Genomic DNA, 17,444 nt, shown 5'->3' on the forward strand with positions numbered 1-17,444 from the left:
GGGTCGTCGACTCGCTTCCCCCTCCACGGAGCGCGACGATGAACGGTCGGACGCTCTCCGCGGCGGCGCTCGCGCTCGTGCTCGTCGCCTCCGCCGCCGTCGCGCCCGCTGCCGGCCAGGACAGCGGTCTCGAGGACGACGCCATCGTGACCATCGACGTCGAACCGCGGCCGGAGAACCCCGACCCCGGCGAAGAGGTCACGTTCGACGCGACGATCGAGAACGTCGTCGAAAACGCCAGGACGTACAACCTCCAGCGCGTAGAGCTGCGGGAGTCGCCCGACGCCGAGGACGAGGTCGACGGGACCGACCTCAACAGCGACGTTCAGGGCGGCGAGTCCGTCACGGCATCGGTCAGCGAGCAGTTCGACGAGTCCGGCGAGTACACGCGCTACGTCCACATCCAGATGCTCTCGCCCACCGGCGACCTGATCAACCTGGTGCGCGAGGTGAACGTGACTGTCCGGCAGTCCCACCCCTCGCTGTCGATGACGGTCGACTCGGTCGACGGCGACGGCGACGGATCTCTGTCGGTGTCCGTCGCCAACGCCCTGCCCGACCCGGTCCGGGGCGTCACCCTGACGTTCGGCGACGGCGACGTCTCCGTGGTCGACCAGCGGCGGATCGTCTCGCAGATCGCGTCGGGCGAGCAGGCCACCGTCACCGTCGACGCGCAGGACATCTCTAGCGGTCGCCAGACCGTGCCGGTCGAACTGGAGTACGTGACCGCAGACGGGGAGTCCCGGTCGACGACCGAGAACCTGTCCGTGCGGGCCGGGAACGGCGGCGACGCCGACGTGCGGCTGACCGACCTCCAGGTCGCCCGGGACGGAGAAGAACTCCGGATCAGCGGCAAGGCGAGCAACCTCGGCGCGAGCAACGTCTCCGGCGTCCTCGTCGGGGTGGGCGACGGCGACGGCGTCGGCCCCGCCGGGAGCCAGTCAGAGGCGTTCGTCGGGACCGTCGGCCCGAGCGGCGAGGCCGAGTTCACCGTGCGAGCGGCGATCGAGTCGAACGGGTCGGTGACGGTCCCGCTCGAGGTCAGCCACGCCGACGGCGGCCGCCGCGTCGCGACCGAGCAGACCGTCGCGTACGTCCCCGAGGAGCCCGCCGACGTGACGCTCACCGGCGTCAGCGTCGAACAGCAGGGACGGGAACTGGTCGTCAGCGGTAGCGTAAGCAACCTCGACGACGAGAACGTCACCGGCGTCGTGGTGTCGGCCGCCGAGGGCGACGCCGTCGCGCCCGGCCAGAACCGAGCGGAGTACTTCGTCGGCTCCATCTCCGGGAGCGACTTCTCGTCGTTCGAGGTGCGCGCCGCACTCACCGGGCAGCGCAACGGATCGGTGACGATCCCGCTGCGCGTCCGCTTCACCGACGACGGCCGCGAAGTCACCGAGACCGTCGAGCGCCAGTACCAGCTCCAGCAGGGCGCGGCGCCGGAAACCAGCCAGTCGTCCTCGCCGGGGCTGCTGGTCCCGGTCGCCGGCCTCGCGCTCGTCGCCGTCCTCGCGATCGTCGGGTGGACCCGCTACAGAGAATGAGTGTACTCGACACGAACGCCGCAGTCAAAGAGTACGACTCGGGTGACAAGCGGCTCCGCGCGCTCGACGGCGTCGACGTCTCCGTCGAGGCGGGTGAGTTCGTCGCCATCGTCGGCCCCTCCGGCAGCGGCAAGTCCACGCTGCTGAACCTGCTCGGCCTGCTCGACGAGCCCACCGAGGGCAGCGTCGAGGTCGAGGGGACCCGGCTGTCGACGCTGTCGACCAGCGAGCGGACGGACCTGCGCCGCGAGACCGTCGGATTCGTCTTCCAGAGCTTCTACCTGATTCCGACCCTGACGGCCCGGGGGAACGTCGCGGTACCGGGGCTGGTCAGGTCGGATCGCGACTCGGTGTCCGAACGTGCCGAGACCCTGCTCGAACGGGTCGGGCTCGGCGACCGCACGAACCACTACCCCAACGAGCTGTCGGGCGGACAGAAACAGCGGGTCGCCGTCGCGCGGTCGCTCATCAACGACCCCGACGTACTCCTGGCCGACGAACCGACGGGAAACCTCGACCAGGACACCGGCGCGAAGGTGCTCGACGTCTTCGACGAGATCACCGACGAGGGCGTCGCGGTCCTGACGGTCACCCACGACGAGCAGGTCAGCGACTTCGCGGACCGCATCGTCAGACTGGTCGACGGGAGGATCGAGTCCCGATGATCGACAGCCCGTTCTCCCGCCGCTTCCCGTTCGCGGCGCTGGCCTGGCACAACCTCTCGCGCGCGAAGGCCCGCTCGATCCTCGCGACGGCCGGGATCACGATCGGCGTGATCGCCATCGCGTCGCTGGGGATGTTCGGGGCCGCCTACGAGCAGTCGCTGCGCAACACGTTCGACGACACCGTCAGTCAGGTGTACGTCAGCCCCGGCGAGGACGCGTCGTTCGACGCGATGACGCGGATGCACGTCCAGGAGATCGAGCGGACAGTCGACGGCGACGTCTACCCCGTCGGCTACTTCACTGCGAACGTCAGCGGGATCGCGGCCGAAGACGCGCAGGTCACCATGGTGTCGCTCGACAGGCCGACCGATTTCTACGACATCGCCAGCGGTGACACCGACGGCGATTGGCGGTCGGGCGTGATAATCGGATCCGCGGTCGCAGAACAGCTCGAGGTCGACGTCGGCGACGGCATCACCGTCGACGGGAACACCCGCCGCGTCCGCGCCGTCCTCCAGGAGGCCGGGCGCGGGCAGGTGCTCCCGGCGGACGACGCCATCGTCGTCCCGCAGTCGCGGGCCCCCTCGAAGGAGTACCAGTTGATCATCGTCCACTCCGAGAACCCGCAGAAGGCGTTCGAGACGTCCAACCGCATGGACGAGGAACTCAACGGCCGCGAGGAGCGGTACTCGGTAAACGACGCCGAAGAAGGCTACGAGCAGCTGAATCAGCAGCTCAATACGTTCAACATGCTGCTGATCGGGATCGGTAGCGTCTCCCTGCTCGTCGCGAGCGTCAGCATCCTCAACGTGATGCTCATGTCGACGATCGAGCGCAAGGAGGAGATCGGCGTCATGCGGGCCGTCGGCTATCACCGCCTTGACGTCCTGCGGCTGATGCTGGTGGAGGCCTCACTGCTGGGGGTGATCGGCGCCCTCGTCGGCGTCGCCATCAGCGTCCTCATGGGGATGGCGATCAACGCCGAACTGCTCAGCGACCCGCTGGCGTTCACGACCGAGGCGCTCACGTACACCGTGCTTGGCTTCCTGTTCGGGACGCTGGCGAGCTTCGTCAGCGGGCTCTATCCGGCGTGGAAGGCCGCCAACGCGCGGCCCGTCGAGGCGCTGCGGGACTAGCGACCGTCCTTCATCTTAAAAGCGGAAATAGCGCGACGACACTACCGCCCGCGTCAGACCGGCTCCCCGAACGCGTACACCGTGTTGTGACTGGTGATCTCGCAGTCGACCATGTCACCTACCGCCAGCCCGCGCTCCTCGGCGTCGGCGATCACGACCTGGCGGTAGGCCTCGTCGTAGCCCACCAGCGACTCCTCGGTGCCGTCCTCGACGAGCAGGACCTCGCTCTCCCGGCCGATCATGGACTCGTAGGCCTCGCCGGTGACCTCCATCTTGCAGTCGGTCATGGCCTTCGAGCGGTCCTTCTTGGTCTGGCCGCCCAGCCCCTTCATGTCGGCGGCGTCGGTGCCGGGGCGCTTCGAGAAGCGCGTGACGTTGATCTTCTCGGGGCGGGTCTCCCGCAGCAGGGCCATCGACTGCTGGAAGTCGCGGTCGGTCTCGCTGGGGAAGCCGACGATGAAGTCCGTCGACAGCGTCCAGTAGTCGAGGCGGTCGTCGAACGTCTCGACGACCTCGACGTACTCCTCGACGGCGTGCTGGCGGCGCATGTCGGCGAGGACGTCGTCGCTGCCGGACTGGACGGGCGCGTGCAGGAAGTTGTACAGCTCGTCGTGCTCGGCGAAGACCTCCGCGAGTTCCTCGCGGACGCCGTGGACGCCCTTGGGGTTGGCCATGCCGACGCGGACCCGGAACTCGCCGTCGACCTCGGTGCAGATCCGGTCCAGAAGTTCGGGAAGGAGGCTCTCGCCCTGGTTGCGGTCCCAGCCGTAGACGCCGGTGTCCTGACCGGTGATCCGGATCTCCTTCGCGCCGGCGTGGACCAGCGCCCGGGCCTTCTCGACGTTCTCCTCGACCGAGGGCGACTCGATCCGGCCGGTGGCGTGCTTGGTGATGCAGTACGAGCAGTCGCTCATGCACCCGCGTCCGATGGGGAGGATGCCGACGACGCCGTCGAGAACGGTCTCGGTGTCGGGCGTCACGGTCGGGCACTCCCCGTTGAGGACGTGCTGGGGGACGTCGTCCCAGTGGAGGATCTCGGCGTCGACGCCCTCGTCGCGGAACTGCTCGCCCTGGGCCAGCGCCATGCAGCCGGTGATCACCAGGTCAGCGGGCGTCTCCTCATCCAGCTCTTTGGCCCGCCGGAGCATGTTGCGCTCCGTCTTCTCGACGACGGTGCAGGTGTTGAGGATGGCCACGTCGGCCTCCTCGGGACCGTCGGCCGGGTGGTGACCCCCGTCGCGGAGCGCCTGCTCGATCTCCTGGCTCTCCCCGCGGTTGGAGGTGCACCCGTACGTCTCGATGTGGTAGCGGGCCATTGCCGTGCCTAGGCGTTGTCGCTCGCGGCCAAAAGCGCGACGGATCGGAGCGACCCGCGGGGCCTTCGCTCCACCGGCCGGGGACTATCGGACGTTCTCCAGAGCGCGAACGGTGTCAGACATCAGCCAGGCGTCCTCGTTGGTCTCGTCCTCGATGCTCAGCGCGAAGAACGAGTCGCGGCCGCCGTCGACGGTGATCTGGAAGCTACGACTCCTGAGCTCTGCGGTCTCGGGAGTGCCCGGTCCGGAAGTGGTCACGTTCCCACTCCGAGTCTGAGAGGGAAAACTCGCACGATCGGAATTCCGACGGTAGAAAACTTCTCGCTGCCACCTGGCGACTATCCGAAGGAGCGTTTCCGGCGACCGGACGCCGCCGGCCGCTACCGGACGGTGTAGCCGCCGTCGATCAGCAGCGAGGCGCCGGTGACGTACCACGACGCCTCGCTGGCGAGGTACACCACCAGCGGCGCGACGTCCTCGGGGCGGGCCATCTCCGACAGCAGCATCTCGTCGGTCCACAGCGCCTCGAGTTCGGGGTCCTCGGCCAGCGCCTCGTCGACGGGGTCGGTGCGGACGTACCCCGGCGCGACGGCGTTGACCCGGACGTCGTGCTCGGCCCACTCGGAGGCCAGCTGGCGGGTGAAGGCGTCGACGGCTCCCTTCGAGGCGTTGTAGGCGACCTGATGCTGGGGGTAGTTCGCGACCCGCGCCGACATCGAGGAGAGGGTGACGACGCTCCCGGCGCCGCCGCGGCCGTCGCCGGGGTTCTCGATCATCACGCGGCCCGCGTGCTTCGCACACCGGAAGGCGCCAGTGACGTTCACGTCGAGCACGCGCTGGAACTGCTCGACAGTCATCTCCTCGGCGGGCGCGTGGATCGTGATCCCGGCGTTGTTGACGAGGACGTCCAGCCCGCCCAGGTCCGCGACGGTCGCTTCGACCAGCGCCTCGACCTGCGCCTCGTCGGTGACGTCGACCTCGTAGGCGCGCACGTCGGCACCCGTGTCGGCGGCGATTTCGTCGGCCGCTCGCCGCCCGCTCTCGGCGTCCCGGTTGCCGATGGCGACGTCCGCGCCCGCCTCCGCGAGCGCCTGCGCGATGGCCCGCCCGATCCCCCGGTTCCCGCCGGTGACGACGGCCACGTCGCCGTCCAGCCGGAATCGGTCGAGGACCGTCACCGGTCGCCCTCCGCGCCGTCGGCCGCCGGGTCCGCCGCTCCCGACTCGCCGCCCGCCCGCAGGGAAGCCAGGCTCGGTTCGCCGGCGTCGCGCCACTCGCGGACGATGGTCGCGCCGCTGGATGCCCCGATCCGGTCGGCACCGGCGCGGAACATGGCGGCCGCCCGCTCCCAGGTGCCGATCCCGCCGCTGGCCTTGACCGGGCGGAACTGCGCGAGCGCCTCGACGTCGCCGACGGTCGCGCCGCCCTCCGAGAATCCGGTCGCAGTCTTGCAGTAGGCGGCGTCGGCCTCCGCGGCGAGTTCGCCGATCCGGTCGAGTTCGGTGTCCGACAGCAGCGGGGCCTCGACGATCACCTTCACTGGGATCGGGACGGCGGCGACCACCTCGGCGATCTCCGTCCGGACGGCGTCGTCTTCGCCGGCCTTCAGCCGGCCGACGTTGGCGACGAGGTCGACTTCCCCCGCGCCGTCCTCCCAGGCCTGGCGGGCCGCCTCGCAGGCGACCTCGGGCGTCCCCTGGCCGTGCGGGAAGTCGATCACGGTCACCAGCGGGACGTCGGAGTGTTGCTCAGCCTGGGCAACGTAGCAGGGCGGGACACACGCGCGCATCCCGAGGTCGGCCGCCTCGTCCAGCGCCTGCCGGACGTCCGTCCAGCGCGTCGTCGGGCCCAGCACCGTGTGTTCGATCCGCTCGGGGACGGTCTCCATGCGCTGCTCCACGCGCGGTCGCAACGTAAACGTCCCGCCGGGGCTCCGCACGGACCGGTGGCGTCCCGCTCCGGCGGTTGCATTCGCGCCGGATTCGTCGCAGAGAGCGTCTGACGCTCTGCGGATCACCCGGAAGCTTTTTTCCCGGGTCGAAGCCACGTTCGTCCACATGCTCGTGCTCCCGTCGGGTTTCGCGCTGCCGCCGCTGCCGTACCTCGCCATCCTCGTGGGAGTGGTGCTCCTGGTGGCGGGGTTCTTGGTCGCGGTCGAGCCGCCCGTCTCGCAGACGACGGCCGTGGCGCTGGCCCCCTGGATAGCCGTCGGCGGGGCGCTGCACGCCTTCTACCAGCTGGACGCGTACCCGCCGGCCGCGGAGCCGCTCTTTGGCACGCCGGCGGTCTACCTGACCACGTTCGTCGTGACCGGGCTCGCCTGGCTGTTCGTGATGGCCGTCGACGTGCTGGGTCGGCGGGCCGACAACGTCGACCGGAACTTCGGGCTCGTCGGGACGGGCGTGCTGACGGTCCTGTTCGTGGTGGCGGTCTGGCGGGGCAGCAAGGGCGGCGGCGTCGAGCCGCTGTGGCCCGCCGTCGCGGTCGTGGCCGCGACGTTCCAGACCGTCCTGATCGTCGCCGGGATCAGCCTCTGGCGGACGCCCATCTTCTACCGGACCCGCTACGTCGGCCCGGTAGTCGTGTTCGCCCACGCGCTGGACGGCATCTCGACGGCGATCGGCATCGACGTCCTGGGCGTCACCGAGCGCTCGCCGCTTCCCCGGCTGATCATGGACGTCGCGGCGCAACTCCCCACCGCCGAGACCGCCGGCGTCGGGTGGCTGTTCGTCGTCGTGAAGCTGTTCGTGGTGACGGCCGTGGTCGTCGGCTTCAACCGCTACGTCGACGAGGAGCCCGTCGAGGCGACGCTGGTGCTCTCGCTGATTACCGCGGTCGGCCTCGGCCCGGCGACGAACAACCTCTTCCTGTTCCTGACGACGGCGGTCTAGGCGGGACGCCGGTCGCCGCCTCGACTACGCAAGTTCGCCGCCTCGACTACGCGGGTTCGGCGAGTCGGACCGCCTCCAGGCTCACCTCCTCGTGGCCGTCCGCCGCCGCCCGTTCCCGCGCCGCTTCGACCGCCGGTCCCGGACGTTTGAGCGCGCCTTCGACCACGTACGTCTCCACGCCCGCGTCCGTCCTCAGCAGGACCTCGAGCTCTGGCATACGCGAACGTTCACCACGACAGACAATAGCTATTCGGGTGGGTGCGGGCCGACGCCCCCTGGCGGTCACGGCGGGCCGCTCACAGGTAGCCGAGGTCCTGTAGCTGATCGCGGACGTCGGTGGCCGACCGCTCGGCCGTCGCCCCCTCGTAGCGGTGGCGCTCGGAGACGTCCGGTTCGTTGGCGTCGCGAGACGGCGCAGCGTCGTCGAGCACGTCCTTCACGTCGAGGACGCTCTCGACGCGCTCGACGATCTCCGGGTCGTCGCTGGCCAGCGTGGCGGCGTGGGTGTGGTCGCCGCCCTGCAGCCCGTGGTCGGAGACGCAGACGAGCGTGTCGCCCTCGCCGATCTGCGTGGCGACCTCGTTGGTCCAGCGGGCGGCCTGCTCGTAGTGGCGCCGTTGATAGCCCGCCTCCTCGACCACCGGGGCGATGTGACCGATCGTGTCGAGGTAGCCCAGCCAGGCGAAGACCACGTCGTACCGACGCTGGACGGCCTGTCGGACGACGCCGATCTTCTTGCCGGCCTGGCCGGCGACGACCTCGTCGAGGCGGTGGATCGGGACCGTCGGCTCGTGGCTCTCGCCGTCGTCGCCCTCCTCGATGCTGAGGTAGCCCGACAGCTGCGCGCCCCGGTCGAACGCCAGCCCGAGGTCGCGGTCGGCCTCGGTCCGGTAGTTCGGGACGGCCAGCGAGAGCGAGCGTCGACCGTCGAACAGCGTCTCCAGCCCATGCTCGTCGTAGTAGTCGGCCGTCTTGCTCTCGCGCTCGACGCCCAGGTTCGTCAGCAGCCGGCCGACGCCCTGCTGCATCGAGTCGGGGACGAAGCTGCTGCCGACGTCGGTGATAGCGTCGACGAGGGGGTTCTCCCACTCGGTGCCCTCGTCGGCGGAGAGGGCCCGGATACCGGTCTCCTCCGGCGGTCGGCCGGTGACGATGCTCGGCCACACTTCGTTGGTGTGGGGCTTCTCGAGGATCGGGTTGTCGAAGGTGTCGATCTCCGTGACGGCGGTCCCGAAGGCGTCGGTCAGTTCGTACGCGTCCAGCAGTTCTGCGTCCAGTGCATCCCAGCCGAGCACGACCAGCGTCATATCCCATCATGGAGTCAGCGTAGCATCATGACACCGATCCTAGTAATCTTCCCGAAGCCACGTCGTCACGACGTGGTACGTTCGTACGGCCGAAGCGGAGCGACGGGATGGCTTTAGGTGGCCAGGCGGCGACCACACGGACATGGCCAAGCAGCCACACCTCCTGGTCGAACCGGGCGATCTGACCGATCTCGCGCTCGTTCCGGGCGATCCCGACCGCGTCGATCGGATCGCGGGCCTCTGTGACGACAGCGAGACGGTCGCCGAGAACCGGGAGTACAAGGTCGTCAACGCCACCTACGAGGGGCGCGAGCTGACGATCTGTTCGACGGGCATCGGCGCGCCCTCGGCGGCTATCGCCGTCGAGGAACTCGCCGCGGTCGGCGTGGAGACGTTCGTCCGCGTCGGCACGACGGGCGCCCTGCAGGAGGGCATCGAGATCGGCGACATGGTGGTCGCCACCGCTGCCGCCAAGGACGAGGGCACCACGAAGCGCTACGAGGCCGCCGAGTACCCCGCCGTCGCCGACTACGAGGTGCTCTCGGCGCTCGTGGACTCGGCGGAACGTGCGGCCCAGGGGGCCGCAGACGGAGCGAGCGGCGACGCCGCGAGCAGCCGAGAGAACGTCCACGTCGGCCCCGTCGCCACGGACGACGCCTTCTACGCCGAGGACGAGGCCTACTTCGAGGACCGCGAGGCCGCCGGCCTGCTGGCCGTCGAGATGGAGGCCGCGGCCGTCTTCTCGCTGGCCCGCCGGAAGGGCCTGCGCGCCGGCGCCATCTGTACCGTCGACGGCAACCTCGTCGAGGGCACCCAGAAGGGCGAGACGGAGGACGAAGAGCTCCCGGAGAAGGCGAAGAACAACGTCGAGCGCGCGATCCAGCTGACGCTGGACGCGACGACGGCGCTGTAGCGGACCCACGAGCGGGCCGGCCGCGCCCCCGGATTTAAGCCGCCCGTCCGGCAAGCGAGGGGTATGCGCGACCGGGCGCGGGCGGCCCTGCGGCGGCTTCGGCGACTCGAACGCCGCGAGGGGCGGGACCTGCGGGCGTGGCTGGAGACGACCAGCGCCGTCGTCCACGTCTCCGCGCTCCTGTTCGTCCCGCTGCTCGTCGCCCTGGTCACGTACCTCTCGACGCAGCTGGAGGCGCTGTCCTTCCTGCTGTTCCCGCCGCTGGCGGCCGGCAGCTACACACTCTTTACCGATCCCAAGGGGCAGTACGCCTCGCCGGTCCGCTTCGTCGGCGGCCTGACCGTCGGCGCCGTCTGCGGGCTGCTCGCCGCGACGGCGTCGGACGTCCTGCTACCCGGCGCGTCGGCCGGGGCGCTGGAGGCGATCCCCTTCGAGGCCGCGCTGGCGACGCTGCTGGCCGGGGCCGTCACCTGGCTGTTCTCTGTCGAGGAGCCCTCGGCCTACTCGGCCGCGCTGCTGGGGCTGCTGGTGCCCCGCGGCCAGCGGACGGCCTTCGTCGCGAGCGTCCTGGCCGCGTCGCTGCTGGTGGCGGCCGTGTTCATCCTCTGGCGGCGCCACTTCTACGAGCGCCGGGCGCAGTTCCTCTATCACTCGCTGCACGGCGACGACCACGTCCTCGTGCCGATGTGGGGCGACCGGGCGGACGCGACGGCGATGCTGGCCGCGCGGCTGGCGGCCGCCCACGACGCCGGCAAGGTCGTGCTGCTGGACCTCGCCGAGAGCCCCGAGCGAGCGCGTGCCGAGCGGACCCGCCTCGCCGCCGACAGTGACGTCCGGCTCCCGACAGACGTCGAGGGCGAACCGGCCGCGGAGGGCGACGACGGGGTCGCCGCGGCGGTCGAGGCCATCGAGGAGCGGGCCCGCCGGATCGAGACGAAGGCGGGCGTCCCCTGTCAGGTGGTCGTCGCCGACGCCGGCGGCGACGTGAGCGCGACGATCCGCGAGGCCGCTGACCGGACGAACTGCGACCTCGTCGCCGCGCCCTACGAGAGCCGCCACGGGAAGCTCTCCGGGTGGATCCGCGACCTGTTCCGGGCCGACGTGGACGTGCTGGTCCACCGGTCGACCGGGGACCGCCGCCGCTGGAAGCGAATCCTCGTGCCGGTCCGCTCCACGAGCGACGTCGCCCACAGCATGGTCGACTTCGCCCAGCGGCTGGCCGGGCAGTCCGGCCGCGTCAGCGTCGCCACCTGCGTCCGATCCGACGCGAGCCGGCGGCGGGCGGAGAACATGCTCGCCGACCTCGTCGACCCCTTCGACGCGCCGATCGAGACTCGCGTCGCCCGCGCGTCGATCGAGTCGTTCCTCGCCGACGAGGCCGACCGCTACGACCTGGTGTTCATGGGCGCGAGCCGCGACCGCAGCGCCGCCTCGCGGCTGATCGCGCCGCCGACCTTCGAGCGGATCAGGGACCTCGACGCCGACGTCGCCGTCGTCGACCGCGGGTGAGGACGGCCATTCAGGCCGTCGTCGACAGGCGGTGACGGGGGCCGCTCACTCCCGGAGGATGCGGTCGGCGATGGACTCGGAGTCGTCCTCGCCCAGCGCCGACTGGACCAGCAGGTGGCTGCCGATGACGGCCGGGCTGATGACCGAGTCCGCGCCCGCCCGCCGGAGCTTCTCGACGTTCTCGCGGTCGGTCGCCGCCGCGACGACGCGTACCTCGGGGTTGAGCTGCCGGGCCGTCAGGATGGCCAGCGCGTCCTGAGCGTCGTCGTTAGTCGCGGTCACGACCGCCCGAGCGCGCTCGATACCGGCCCGTAGCTGGGGCTCCTCGTCGCTGGGATCGTCCGTCAGGACCGGGATGTCGCGGCTCTGGAGCCGCGAGGCCCGCTCCTGGCTGTCCGTGACGACCACGAACTCCACGTCGGCCAGTTCGTCGATGATCGGTTCCGTCAGGTCGCCGTAGCCGAGGACCAGCAGGTGGTCCTCGAGCAGGTCGAGTTGGGTTTCGGTCATGGTTCCGAGCGCTCGCGTGATGCGGCTCTGGATCGCCGGGCCGAGCACCGACCCCAGCGCCAGGGCGAAGCTCGCGGTGCCGATGACGACCGCCGACGTGGCGAACAGCCGAGCCGACTGCGACTGCGCCGCGATGTCCCCGTAGCCCACTGTGCTCGACGTCACGACGGCGAAGTACAGGGCGTCCGTGAGCGTCTCGATCCCCCCGAAGCTCTCCCGGAGCGCGTACGAGCCCACTGTGATGTAGATCTGCCCGCCGGCGAGCGCTGCGATCGCCGCCAGCTGCGTCGTCGAGACGTCCCACCGCCGATCGAACAGCCGGCGGTTCATCAGGACCGTCGGCAGCGACACGATCGACAGGACGACCAGCGGCGCTGACACGGGGAGCGGCTGTCCGACGCCCGGAACGGCGACACTGGGCTGCAGGAGTCCCTGGACCGCCGTCAGTGGGAGCAACAGGATAGTCGCGTACCAGGCCGCGCGCAGCCGCCGCCGGAGGCCGTAGACGCTGGACAGCAGCAGAAAGCCCGTCAGCGTCCCCGTGAACCCGACCGTCCGCTCGACCGCGGTGGGCAGGTACGGCGCCAGCGGCCCGGACACCGTCGCGGCGCTGATGTTCGCCACGCCCGTCGCGAACGACAGCACCGCGACCAGCGTCGGCAACAGCAGCGTCGCCCTGACGCCGAACCAGTCCCGCGGCCCCTTCATGCACGCCGGCAGGCGATACTCCGAGTAAAACTTGGCGTCTCGGCTAGGGGATGTAACTGGTGCCAACAGGACGACTGTCGTTACTGTGAACGACCAGAAAGCCCCTGCTGTCGTCGGGCGCTTCACGCCCGACTGCTCGGGAGACCTCCGGTCTCCCGGTGGCTGAACTCGGGGGGCTCGCTGCGCTCCTCACTACGTTGCGGTGCTTACATCGCCCGCCGTCCTCAGAAGCGCGAAGCGAGTCGCAGCCCGTGAGCGAGCGGGGCTTTCCGGTTCTCCTCGATGGCTGCAACGACGTTCCTTTCTAGCCCCGATACTCCTCGAACCAGTCGACGGCGAAGTCGACCAGTTCGCGCTGGCTCACCAGCTTCGCGGTCGCCTGCCCGACCGCCCCCTCGGTCAGCCCGACGTCGCGCCCGAAGTCGGCGCCGAGGTCGGCGAAGTCCCCGTCGTCCCACTCGACGTCCTCGTACTCGGTCCAGACGCGCTCGCCGTCGCGAGTGACCGGCGCACCGACCGTTTCGGTCTCGGTCGGACAGTCGGCGCGGTACTCGGCGAGGTGGAGCGAGGTGCAGGTGTCGTGGTCGGTCCCCAGCATGAGGACGTCGGCGTCGAGGTCGTAGAGGGTCGCAAGCGGGGAGTCCTCGCCGAGGGCGTGGTCGAGCGAGTGGTCGGCGACGACGCGCTCGGCCTCCGCGCCGCGGGCGGCGAAGGAGACCTGCGGGTGGTCGCTGCGGACGGCGCCGGGATAGGAGCGGAAGCACTCTGCAATCGCGCCCATCCCTCGCGTCGGCGTGGCCTCGGGGCGGAAGGCGGGCATCGACGCGCGGATCTCGTCGAGCCAGTCGTCCGGGACGGGCGGGCTCGACCAGCCCGCCGGGTCGCAGAGCTGTGGCGAGTGAGTCGGCATCGCGAGCGTCCCCGACTCCGTCACGGCTGAGAGGAGCGCGTCGACGGCGGCCTGCTCGCGGCCGGGGACCCAGCCCAGCGACGAGAGCGACGCGTGGACGAGCAGGGCGTCGCCGGCTTCGACGCCCAGGTCGCGCAGGTCCGACGCGATGCGCCCGGCGGTGACCGGCTCGTCGGTCCGGTCGACCACGTCGTCGTCGGTCATGGCCCTACCTGTGTAACGGCCGGCATGTGTCTTCCGGTCCCTTGACAGTGTCACAGCGGGACAGCGCGGAAGCCCACCCCTTTAGGGATGGGAGGAAGCACATAAACTTGAAGCGACTTCGTGTCATATAATTTAATATGTCCCGCAGGCGCAGAAGCCGTCGGTGGGACGGGCTGTCCGTCAGCCAGCCCCGAAGTCGGGAATAATGAACGCACCACTCCGATTCCCACCCGAAAGCCACCTGAGAAAGCCCCTTCTTAGAAAGGACGGAGCGTGGGGCTTTCGTGCGGGAGCGCGAAGTGTGGGAGTCCACCGACAAGCCCACGAGTGTACTCGTGGGTAGCTGGCAGGCGGAGACTGGTACTCTTTTTGCCCCTGCCGGTCGGAGAAGGCCACATGACGAGCAAACAGGAGACCTACGAGCGCATCGTCGAGAGCGGCGTCACCGCAGTCCTCCGGGGCATCGACGAGGACGACATCGTGCCCGTCGCGAAGGCCATCCACGAGGGCGGCGTCACCGCACTGGAGGTCACCGCAGACGGCAAGCGCGCGAGCGAGAAGATCGCGGCCATCGACCGCGAACTGGCGGACACCGACGCCGTCGTCGGCGCGGGCACGGTCATGGACGCCGCGGCCGCCCGCAACGTCGTCGAGGCCGGCGCGCAGTTCGTCCTGGCGCCGAACCTCAACGAGGACGTGATCGAGGTGTGCAACCGCGCGGGCGTCGTCTGCGTCCCGGGCGTCATGACACCGACGGAGGCCGACCGCGCGATGGCCGCCGGCGCGGACATGCTGAAGATGTTCCCCGCGTCGACGGTCGGCCCGGGCCACATCGGCGCGATCCAGGGCCCGCTGGGCGACGTGCCGATCATGCCCACCGGCGGCGTCTCGACCGACAACGTCGCCGACTACTTCGATGCCGGTGCCGTCGCAGTGGGCGCGGGCTCCGCGCTCGTGGACTACGACGCGATCGAGCAGGAGGACTGGGACGGCGTCCGCGAGTCCGCCGCGGAGTTCGTCGCGGCCGTCGAGGCGGCGCGCGAGTAGCTCACGCCGCCGCTGTATCGTCGGACGGGCGCTCGACGCACGGAGACACCGGGAGCCGCCACGGACCGGCGGGCGACGGCGTCACTCCCCAGCCAGCGCCGCGTTCGCGGCCGCGATAGCCTCTTCACACGTCGCCGAGGCCGGCTCGACGAGGTCACGGCGGAACTCCGCTCCGAGTACCCCTGCCGGAGACAGAGCCGTCGCTCGTCGGCCCAGTATTCGACGTGCTCGCCGGAGTCGCCCTGCCGCTCGAGGAACCCGGTCGCTGCGGCCACCGGTGCCGGGCACGCGGTCGGGGCCGTCGACTCGGAGACGGCGATCAGGTCCAACGCCGCGTCCCGGAGCTGGTAGTCGGCGAGCGTGTCGAGCACCGCCACCGGCAGCAGGTAGCGACCGCGCTGGTCCACGTCCACCTCCCGCACCTCGCCGGCGCCGACCTAGTCGACTACGACCGGCAGGCACGGACGGTTCGACTCACCGAGGCCGCGGAGCGACTGGAATCGATGGTGGCGCCGCTGCTGGCGTAGGGGCCGCCGCCGTCCGGAGTTGGTGACGTCGTCGACCGTCACGAAAGCGACCGAGCGGGTTCAATGCCCCGCCTCCTGGGGGTTCAGTTCGGTCCCGTAGTGCTCGGCGTGGTCGGTGTACTGCCCCCGACGACTACTCCTCGGGGAGCAGGCGGTCGACGACTTCCTCGGGGTCGAACCGTTCGAGGTCGTCGTAGTCCTGCCCGGTCCCAAGGAAGAGAATCGGCTTGCCCGTCACGTGGGCGATCGAGATGGCCGCGCCGCCCTGCGGGTCGGCGTCGGCCTTCGTGAGGACGGCGCCGTCGATCTCGGCGGCGTCGTCGAACTCGCGGGCGCGGTTGACCGCGTCCTGGCCGGCGACGGACTCGTCGACGAAGATCGTCATGTCCGGATCGATGACCCGGTCGATCTTCTCCAGTTGCGCCATCAGGTCGTCGGAGGTGTGGAGGCGACCGGCGGTGTCGCCCAGCACGACGTCGACGTCGTTGGCCTCGGCGTACTCGACGGCGTCGTAGAGCACGGCGGCCGGATCCGAGCCCTGCTCGTGAGAGATCAGGGTCTGGTCGAGGTTGTCCGCGTGCTTCTGGAGCTGCTCGTTGGCGCCGGCCCGGTACGTGTCGCCGTTGGCCAGCACCGTCGAGATACCCTTGTTCTCCAGGCGCTCCGAGAGCTTCGCGATGGTCGTGGTCTTGCCGACGCCGTTGACGCCGGTGAACACGATGGTGACCGGCTTGTCCGCGTCGGAGATGCGCTCCTCGAAGTCGAACTGGCCGACGCTGATCACGTCGTACAGCGCCTCCCGGAGCGCGTCCTGAACGAGGTTGCCGGTGCTCTCCAGCCGACGACGGGTGTCGCCCACGAGGTTCTCCTTCACGCCGTCGAGGATCTCCTGGGCGACCCCCATCTCGACGTCGCTGGACAGCAGCGCTAGCTCGAGGTCGTCGAGGTGCTTCTCGAGGTCCTCCTCGTCGATGACGGACTTGCCCGTCGCGAGGACCTTGGCGCGCCCGAGGACGCCACGGCCGCCGTCGTCCTCGTCCTCGTCTTCCTCGTCGGCGTCGTCGGACTCGGCGTCGACCGTGTCCGGTTCCGTCTCGTCGGCGTCCGCCTCGCCGGCGTCCGCTTCCGCTGTCTCCGACGCAGCGGCGTCCTCGACGCCCGGCTCGGCCGCTTCGTCGGCCGCCGCCTCGGACGACTCGGCTTCGGGAGTCGGCTCCGCCTCGGGCTCGACCGTCTCGGCCGCAGCGCCGGCCTCGACGTCGGCCGCTCTGGACTCGGCTTCGGGTGTCTCAGCGGCGGCTTCCTCGTCAGCGGCGGCTTCCTCGGCAGCCGCCTCCTCCTCGGCAGCCTCGGCGGCCTCCTCGTCCACGTCCTCCTCGACGTCGGACGTGAACCTGCCGAGCTTGTCTTTCAGTCCGTCGAACATGTAGCCCCCTTACTCGTCGCCCTGCTCTTCCTGCTGCATCATCTGCTGCATCTGCTGCTGCTGCATCTGCTGGGCCTGCTGCTCCAGCTGCTCCTTCTCGGACTCCAGCTCCGCGATCTGGGACTGGAGCTCCTCGATCCGGTCGTCGATGGTGTCCTTCTTGGTCTCGAGGCTGTCGACGGCGCCGTCCTGGTCGCGCTCGGCGGAGTAGCCGCCGCCCAGCGAGACGACGATCTCGTCGATGTCGGCGATCTCGGCGCGGGCGTAGGCGTCGCCGCCCAGCGGCACCTGCACCGTCGCGCCGGACTCGAGGGTGTCGATGGCCTCGATGGCCTCGTCGATGTCGGTCTGCTCCTCGCGGAGTCCCTCGATCTCCTCCTCGACGGCCTCCTGCTCCTGCTCGATCTGCTCGATCTCCTGTGCGACCTGCTGCATCTGGCCGCCACCGCCGCCACCACCGAGGCTCATGCTGCCACCTCCTCGACCTCGATCTGCGTGCGCTTGAGGTTGTGCCGGGAGCCGAACTCGGCGTAGGCGCGCTCCTCGGCCACGTCCTCGTTCGGTGCCTCGATGCCGGTCTCGAATGCCTGCCAGCCCTCTCGAGCCTTGAACGAACCCGTCACAGTATACTCGGTCATGTGTTCCCGTGCGTCTGGGGCAGGGAAGTATCTTCCGTCTCCCGGTCTCCCGCCCGCTCGCCCGCTTCGCGGCGATAGCGCGATTGACAGCGCCGATCAGCGCTCTGTCTGGTCGTCTCGTGCACTGTGCCCGCCGTAGTGATTTCTCTGCGTCGGGTGGCGAGAGCAACGGCGAGGACAGCCGTGCACGTGG

General features: G+C 70.1%; 19 protein-coding genes. 8 read left to right on the plus strand and 11 right to left on the minus strand.

The annotated features are described in order from the left end of the window. Positions 1 to 38: 38 nt before the first annotated feature. The 3 genes from LCY71_RS06155 to LCY71_RS06165 are packed head-to-tail and all read left to right on the plus strand — an operon-like array spanning position 39 to position 3,345. Entirely contained in the window at positions 39 to 1,544 is a 1,506-nt protein-coding gene (locus LCY71_RS06155) for a COG1361 family protein (protein ID WP_225335482.1), read from the plus strand. Continuing rightward, the gene (locus tag LCY71_RS06160; RefSeq protein WP_225335483.1) at positions 1,541 to 2,209 is read left to right on the plus strand and encodes an ABC transporter ATP-binding protein; all 669 of its coding nucleotides are present in this window, start codon (positions 1,541 to 1,543) and stop codon (positions 2,207 to 2,209) included. The genes LCY71_RS06155 and LCY71_RS06160 overlap by 4 nt, the downstream gene beginning before the upstream one ends. Further along, positions 2,206 to 3,345, plus strand: coding sequence for an ABC transporter permease (locus LCY71_RS06165; RefSeq protein WP_225335484.1), 1,140 nt, complete (start codon positions 2,206 to 2,208; stop codon positions 3,343 to 3,345). Before LCY71_RS06160 ends, LCY71_RS06165 begins: the two co-directional genes overlap by 4 nt. Before the next feature lie 53 nt (positions 3,346 to 3,398). On the opposite strand, the gene LCY71_RS06170 is transcribed toward LCY71_RS06165, so the two are convergent. The 4 genes from LCY71_RS06170 to deoC all read right to left on the minus strand — a co-directional run bounded on the left by LCY71_RS06170 (position 3,399) and on the right by deoC (position 6,549). Beyond that, positions 3,399 to 4,661 carry a tRNA (N(6)-L-threonylcarbamoyladenosine(37)-C(2))-methylthiotransferase gene (locus LCY71_RS06170; RefSeq protein ID WP_225335485.1) on the minus strand — a complete coding sequence of 421 codons (1,263 nt, stop codon included), beginning with the start codon at positions 4,659 to 4,661 and terminating at the stop codon, positions 3,399 to 3,401. An 84-nt stretch (positions 4,662 to 4,745) separates the two neighbouring features. After that, on the minus strand, positions 4,746 to 4,919 hold the full coding sequence (locus tag LCY71_RS06175) for a hypothetical protein (protein WP_225335486.1): 174 nt from the start codon (positions 4,917 to 4,919) through the stop codon (positions 4,746 to 4,748). Between the two features lie 122 nt (positions 4,920 to 5,041). Further along, positions 5,042 to 5,839 (minus strand): SDR family NAD(P)-dependent oxidoreductase, encoded by a 798-nt coding sequence (locus LCY71_RS06180; protein ID WP_225335487.1) that lies wholly within the window; start codon positions 5,837 to 5,839, stop codon positions 5,042 to 5,044. Then, positions 5,836 to 6,549 carry a deoxyribose-phosphate aldolase gene (gene deoC, locus LCY71_RS06185; RefSeq protein ID WP_225335488.1) on the minus strand — a complete coding sequence of 238 codons (714 nt, stop codon included), beginning with the start codon at positions 6,547 to 6,549 and terminating at the stop codon, positions 5,836 to 5,838. The genes LCY71_RS06180 and deoC overlap by 4 nt, the downstream gene beginning before the upstream one ends. A 169-nt stretch (positions 6,550 to 6,718) precedes the next feature. Here deoC and LCY71_RS06190 point away from each other — a divergent pair, with 169 nt between their 5' ends. Continuing rightward, entirely contained in the window at positions 6,719 to 7,552 is an 834-nt protein-coding gene (locus LCY71_RS06190) for a DUF63 family protein (RefSeq protein ID WP_225335489.1), read from the plus strand. 46 nt (positions 7,553 to 7,598) lie between these two features. Here the strand turns inward: LCY71_RS06190 and LCY71_RS06195 are convergent, their stop codons facing one another. Both LCY71_RS06195 and LCY71_RS06200 read right to left on the minus strand, forming a co-directional pair. Then, entirely contained in the window at positions 7,599 to 7,769 is a 171-nt protein-coding gene (locus LCY71_RS06195; protein ID WP_225335490.1) for a hypothetical protein, read from the minus strand. A 79-nt stretch (positions 7,770 to 7,848) separates the two neighbouring features. After that, a complete protein-coding gene (locus LCY71_RS06200; protein WP_225335491.1) occupies positions 7,849 to 8,859 on the minus strand; it encodes an alkaline phosphatase family protein in 1,011 nt (336 codons plus the stop codon). Between the two features lie 142 nt (positions 8,860 to 9,001). On the opposite strand from LCY71_RS06200, the gene LCY71_RS06205 reads away from it, so the two are divergent. After that, positions 9,002 to 9,772 carry a nucleoside phosphorylase gene (locus LCY71_RS06205; protein WP_225335492.1) on the plus strand — a complete coding sequence of 257 codons (771 nt, stop codon included), beginning with the start codon at positions 9,002 to 9,004 and terminating at the stop codon, positions 9,770 to 9,772. A gap of 63 nt (positions 9,773 to 9,835) precedes the next feature. Further along, entirely contained in the window at positions 9,836 to 11,281 is a 1,446-nt protein-coding gene (locus LCY71_RS06210; protein ID WP_225335493.1) for an HPP family protein, read from the plus strand. A gap of 45 nt (positions 11,282 to 11,326) precedes the next feature. Here the strand turns inward: LCY71_RS06210 and LCY71_RS06215 are convergent, their stop codons facing one another. Both LCY71_RS06215 and LCY71_RS06220 read right to left on the minus strand, forming a co-directional pair. After that, a complete protein-coding gene (locus tag LCY71_RS06215; RefSeq protein ID WP_225335494.1) occupies positions 11,327 to 12,499 on the minus strand; it encodes an NAD-binding protein in 1,173 nt (390 codons plus the stop codon). A gap of 304 nt (positions 12,500 to 12,803) precedes the next feature. Beyond that, positions 12,804 to 13,613 (minus strand): AAC(3) family N-acetyltransferase, encoded by an 810-nt coding sequence (locus tag LCY71_RS06220; protein ID WP_225335495.1) that lies wholly within the window; start codon positions 13,611 to 13,613, stop codon positions 12,804 to 12,806. 396 nt (positions 13,614 to 14,009) lie between these two features. Between LCY71_RS06220 and LCY71_RS06225 the strand changes: the two genes are divergently transcribed. Both LCY71_RS06225 and LCY71_RS06230 read left to right on the plus strand, forming a co-directional pair. After that, entirely contained in the window at positions 14,010 to 14,660 is a 651-nt protein-coding gene (locus LCY71_RS06225) for a bifunctional 4-hydroxy-2-oxoglutarate aldolase/2-dehydro-3-deoxy-phosphogluconate aldolase (protein ID WP_225335496.1), read from the plus strand. A 224-nt stretch (positions 14,661 to 14,884) separates the two neighbouring features. Next, positions 14,885 to 15,187: a DUF7344 domain-containing protein gene (locus LCY71_RS06230; protein WP_225335497.1), complete on the plus strand. Its 303-nt coding sequence runs from the start codon at positions 14,885 to 14,887 to the stop codon at positions 15,185 to 15,187. Positions 15,188 to 15,320: 133 nt separating this feature from the next. Here the strand turns inward: LCY71_RS06230 and ftsY are convergent, their stop codons facing one another. From ftsY to rpl18a, 3 genes are read right to left on the minus strand one after another with little or no spacing between them, the layout of a single operon-like run. After that, positions 15,321 to 16,613, minus strand: a complete 1,293-nt coding sequence (ftsY, locus tag LCY71_RS06235; protein ID WP_225335498.1) for a signal recognition particle-docking protein FtsY — start codon at positions 16,611 to 16,613, stop codon at positions 15,321 to 15,323. A 9-nt stretch (positions 16,614 to 16,622) separates the two neighbouring features. Further along, the gene (gene pfdA, locus LCY71_RS06240) at positions 16,623 to 17,081 is read right to left on the minus strand and encodes a prefoldin subunit alpha (protein ID WP_225335499.1); all 459 of its coding nucleotides are present in this window, start codon (positions 17,079 to 17,081) and stop codon (positions 16,623 to 16,625) included. Continuing rightward, a complete protein-coding gene (rpl18a, locus tag LCY71_RS06245; RefSeq protein ID WP_225335500.1) occupies positions 17,078 to 17,251 on the minus strand; it encodes a 50S ribosomal protein L18Ae in 174 nt (57 codons plus the stop codon). The genes pfdA and rpl18a overlap by 4 nt, the downstream gene beginning before the upstream one ends. Positions 17,252 to 17,444: the final 193 nt, after the last annotated feature.

The organism is Halomicrobium urmianum, from assembly GCF_020217425.1.
GTDB lineage: Archaea > Halobacteriota > Halobacteria > Halobacteriales > Haloarculaceae > Halomicrobium > Halomicrobium urmianum.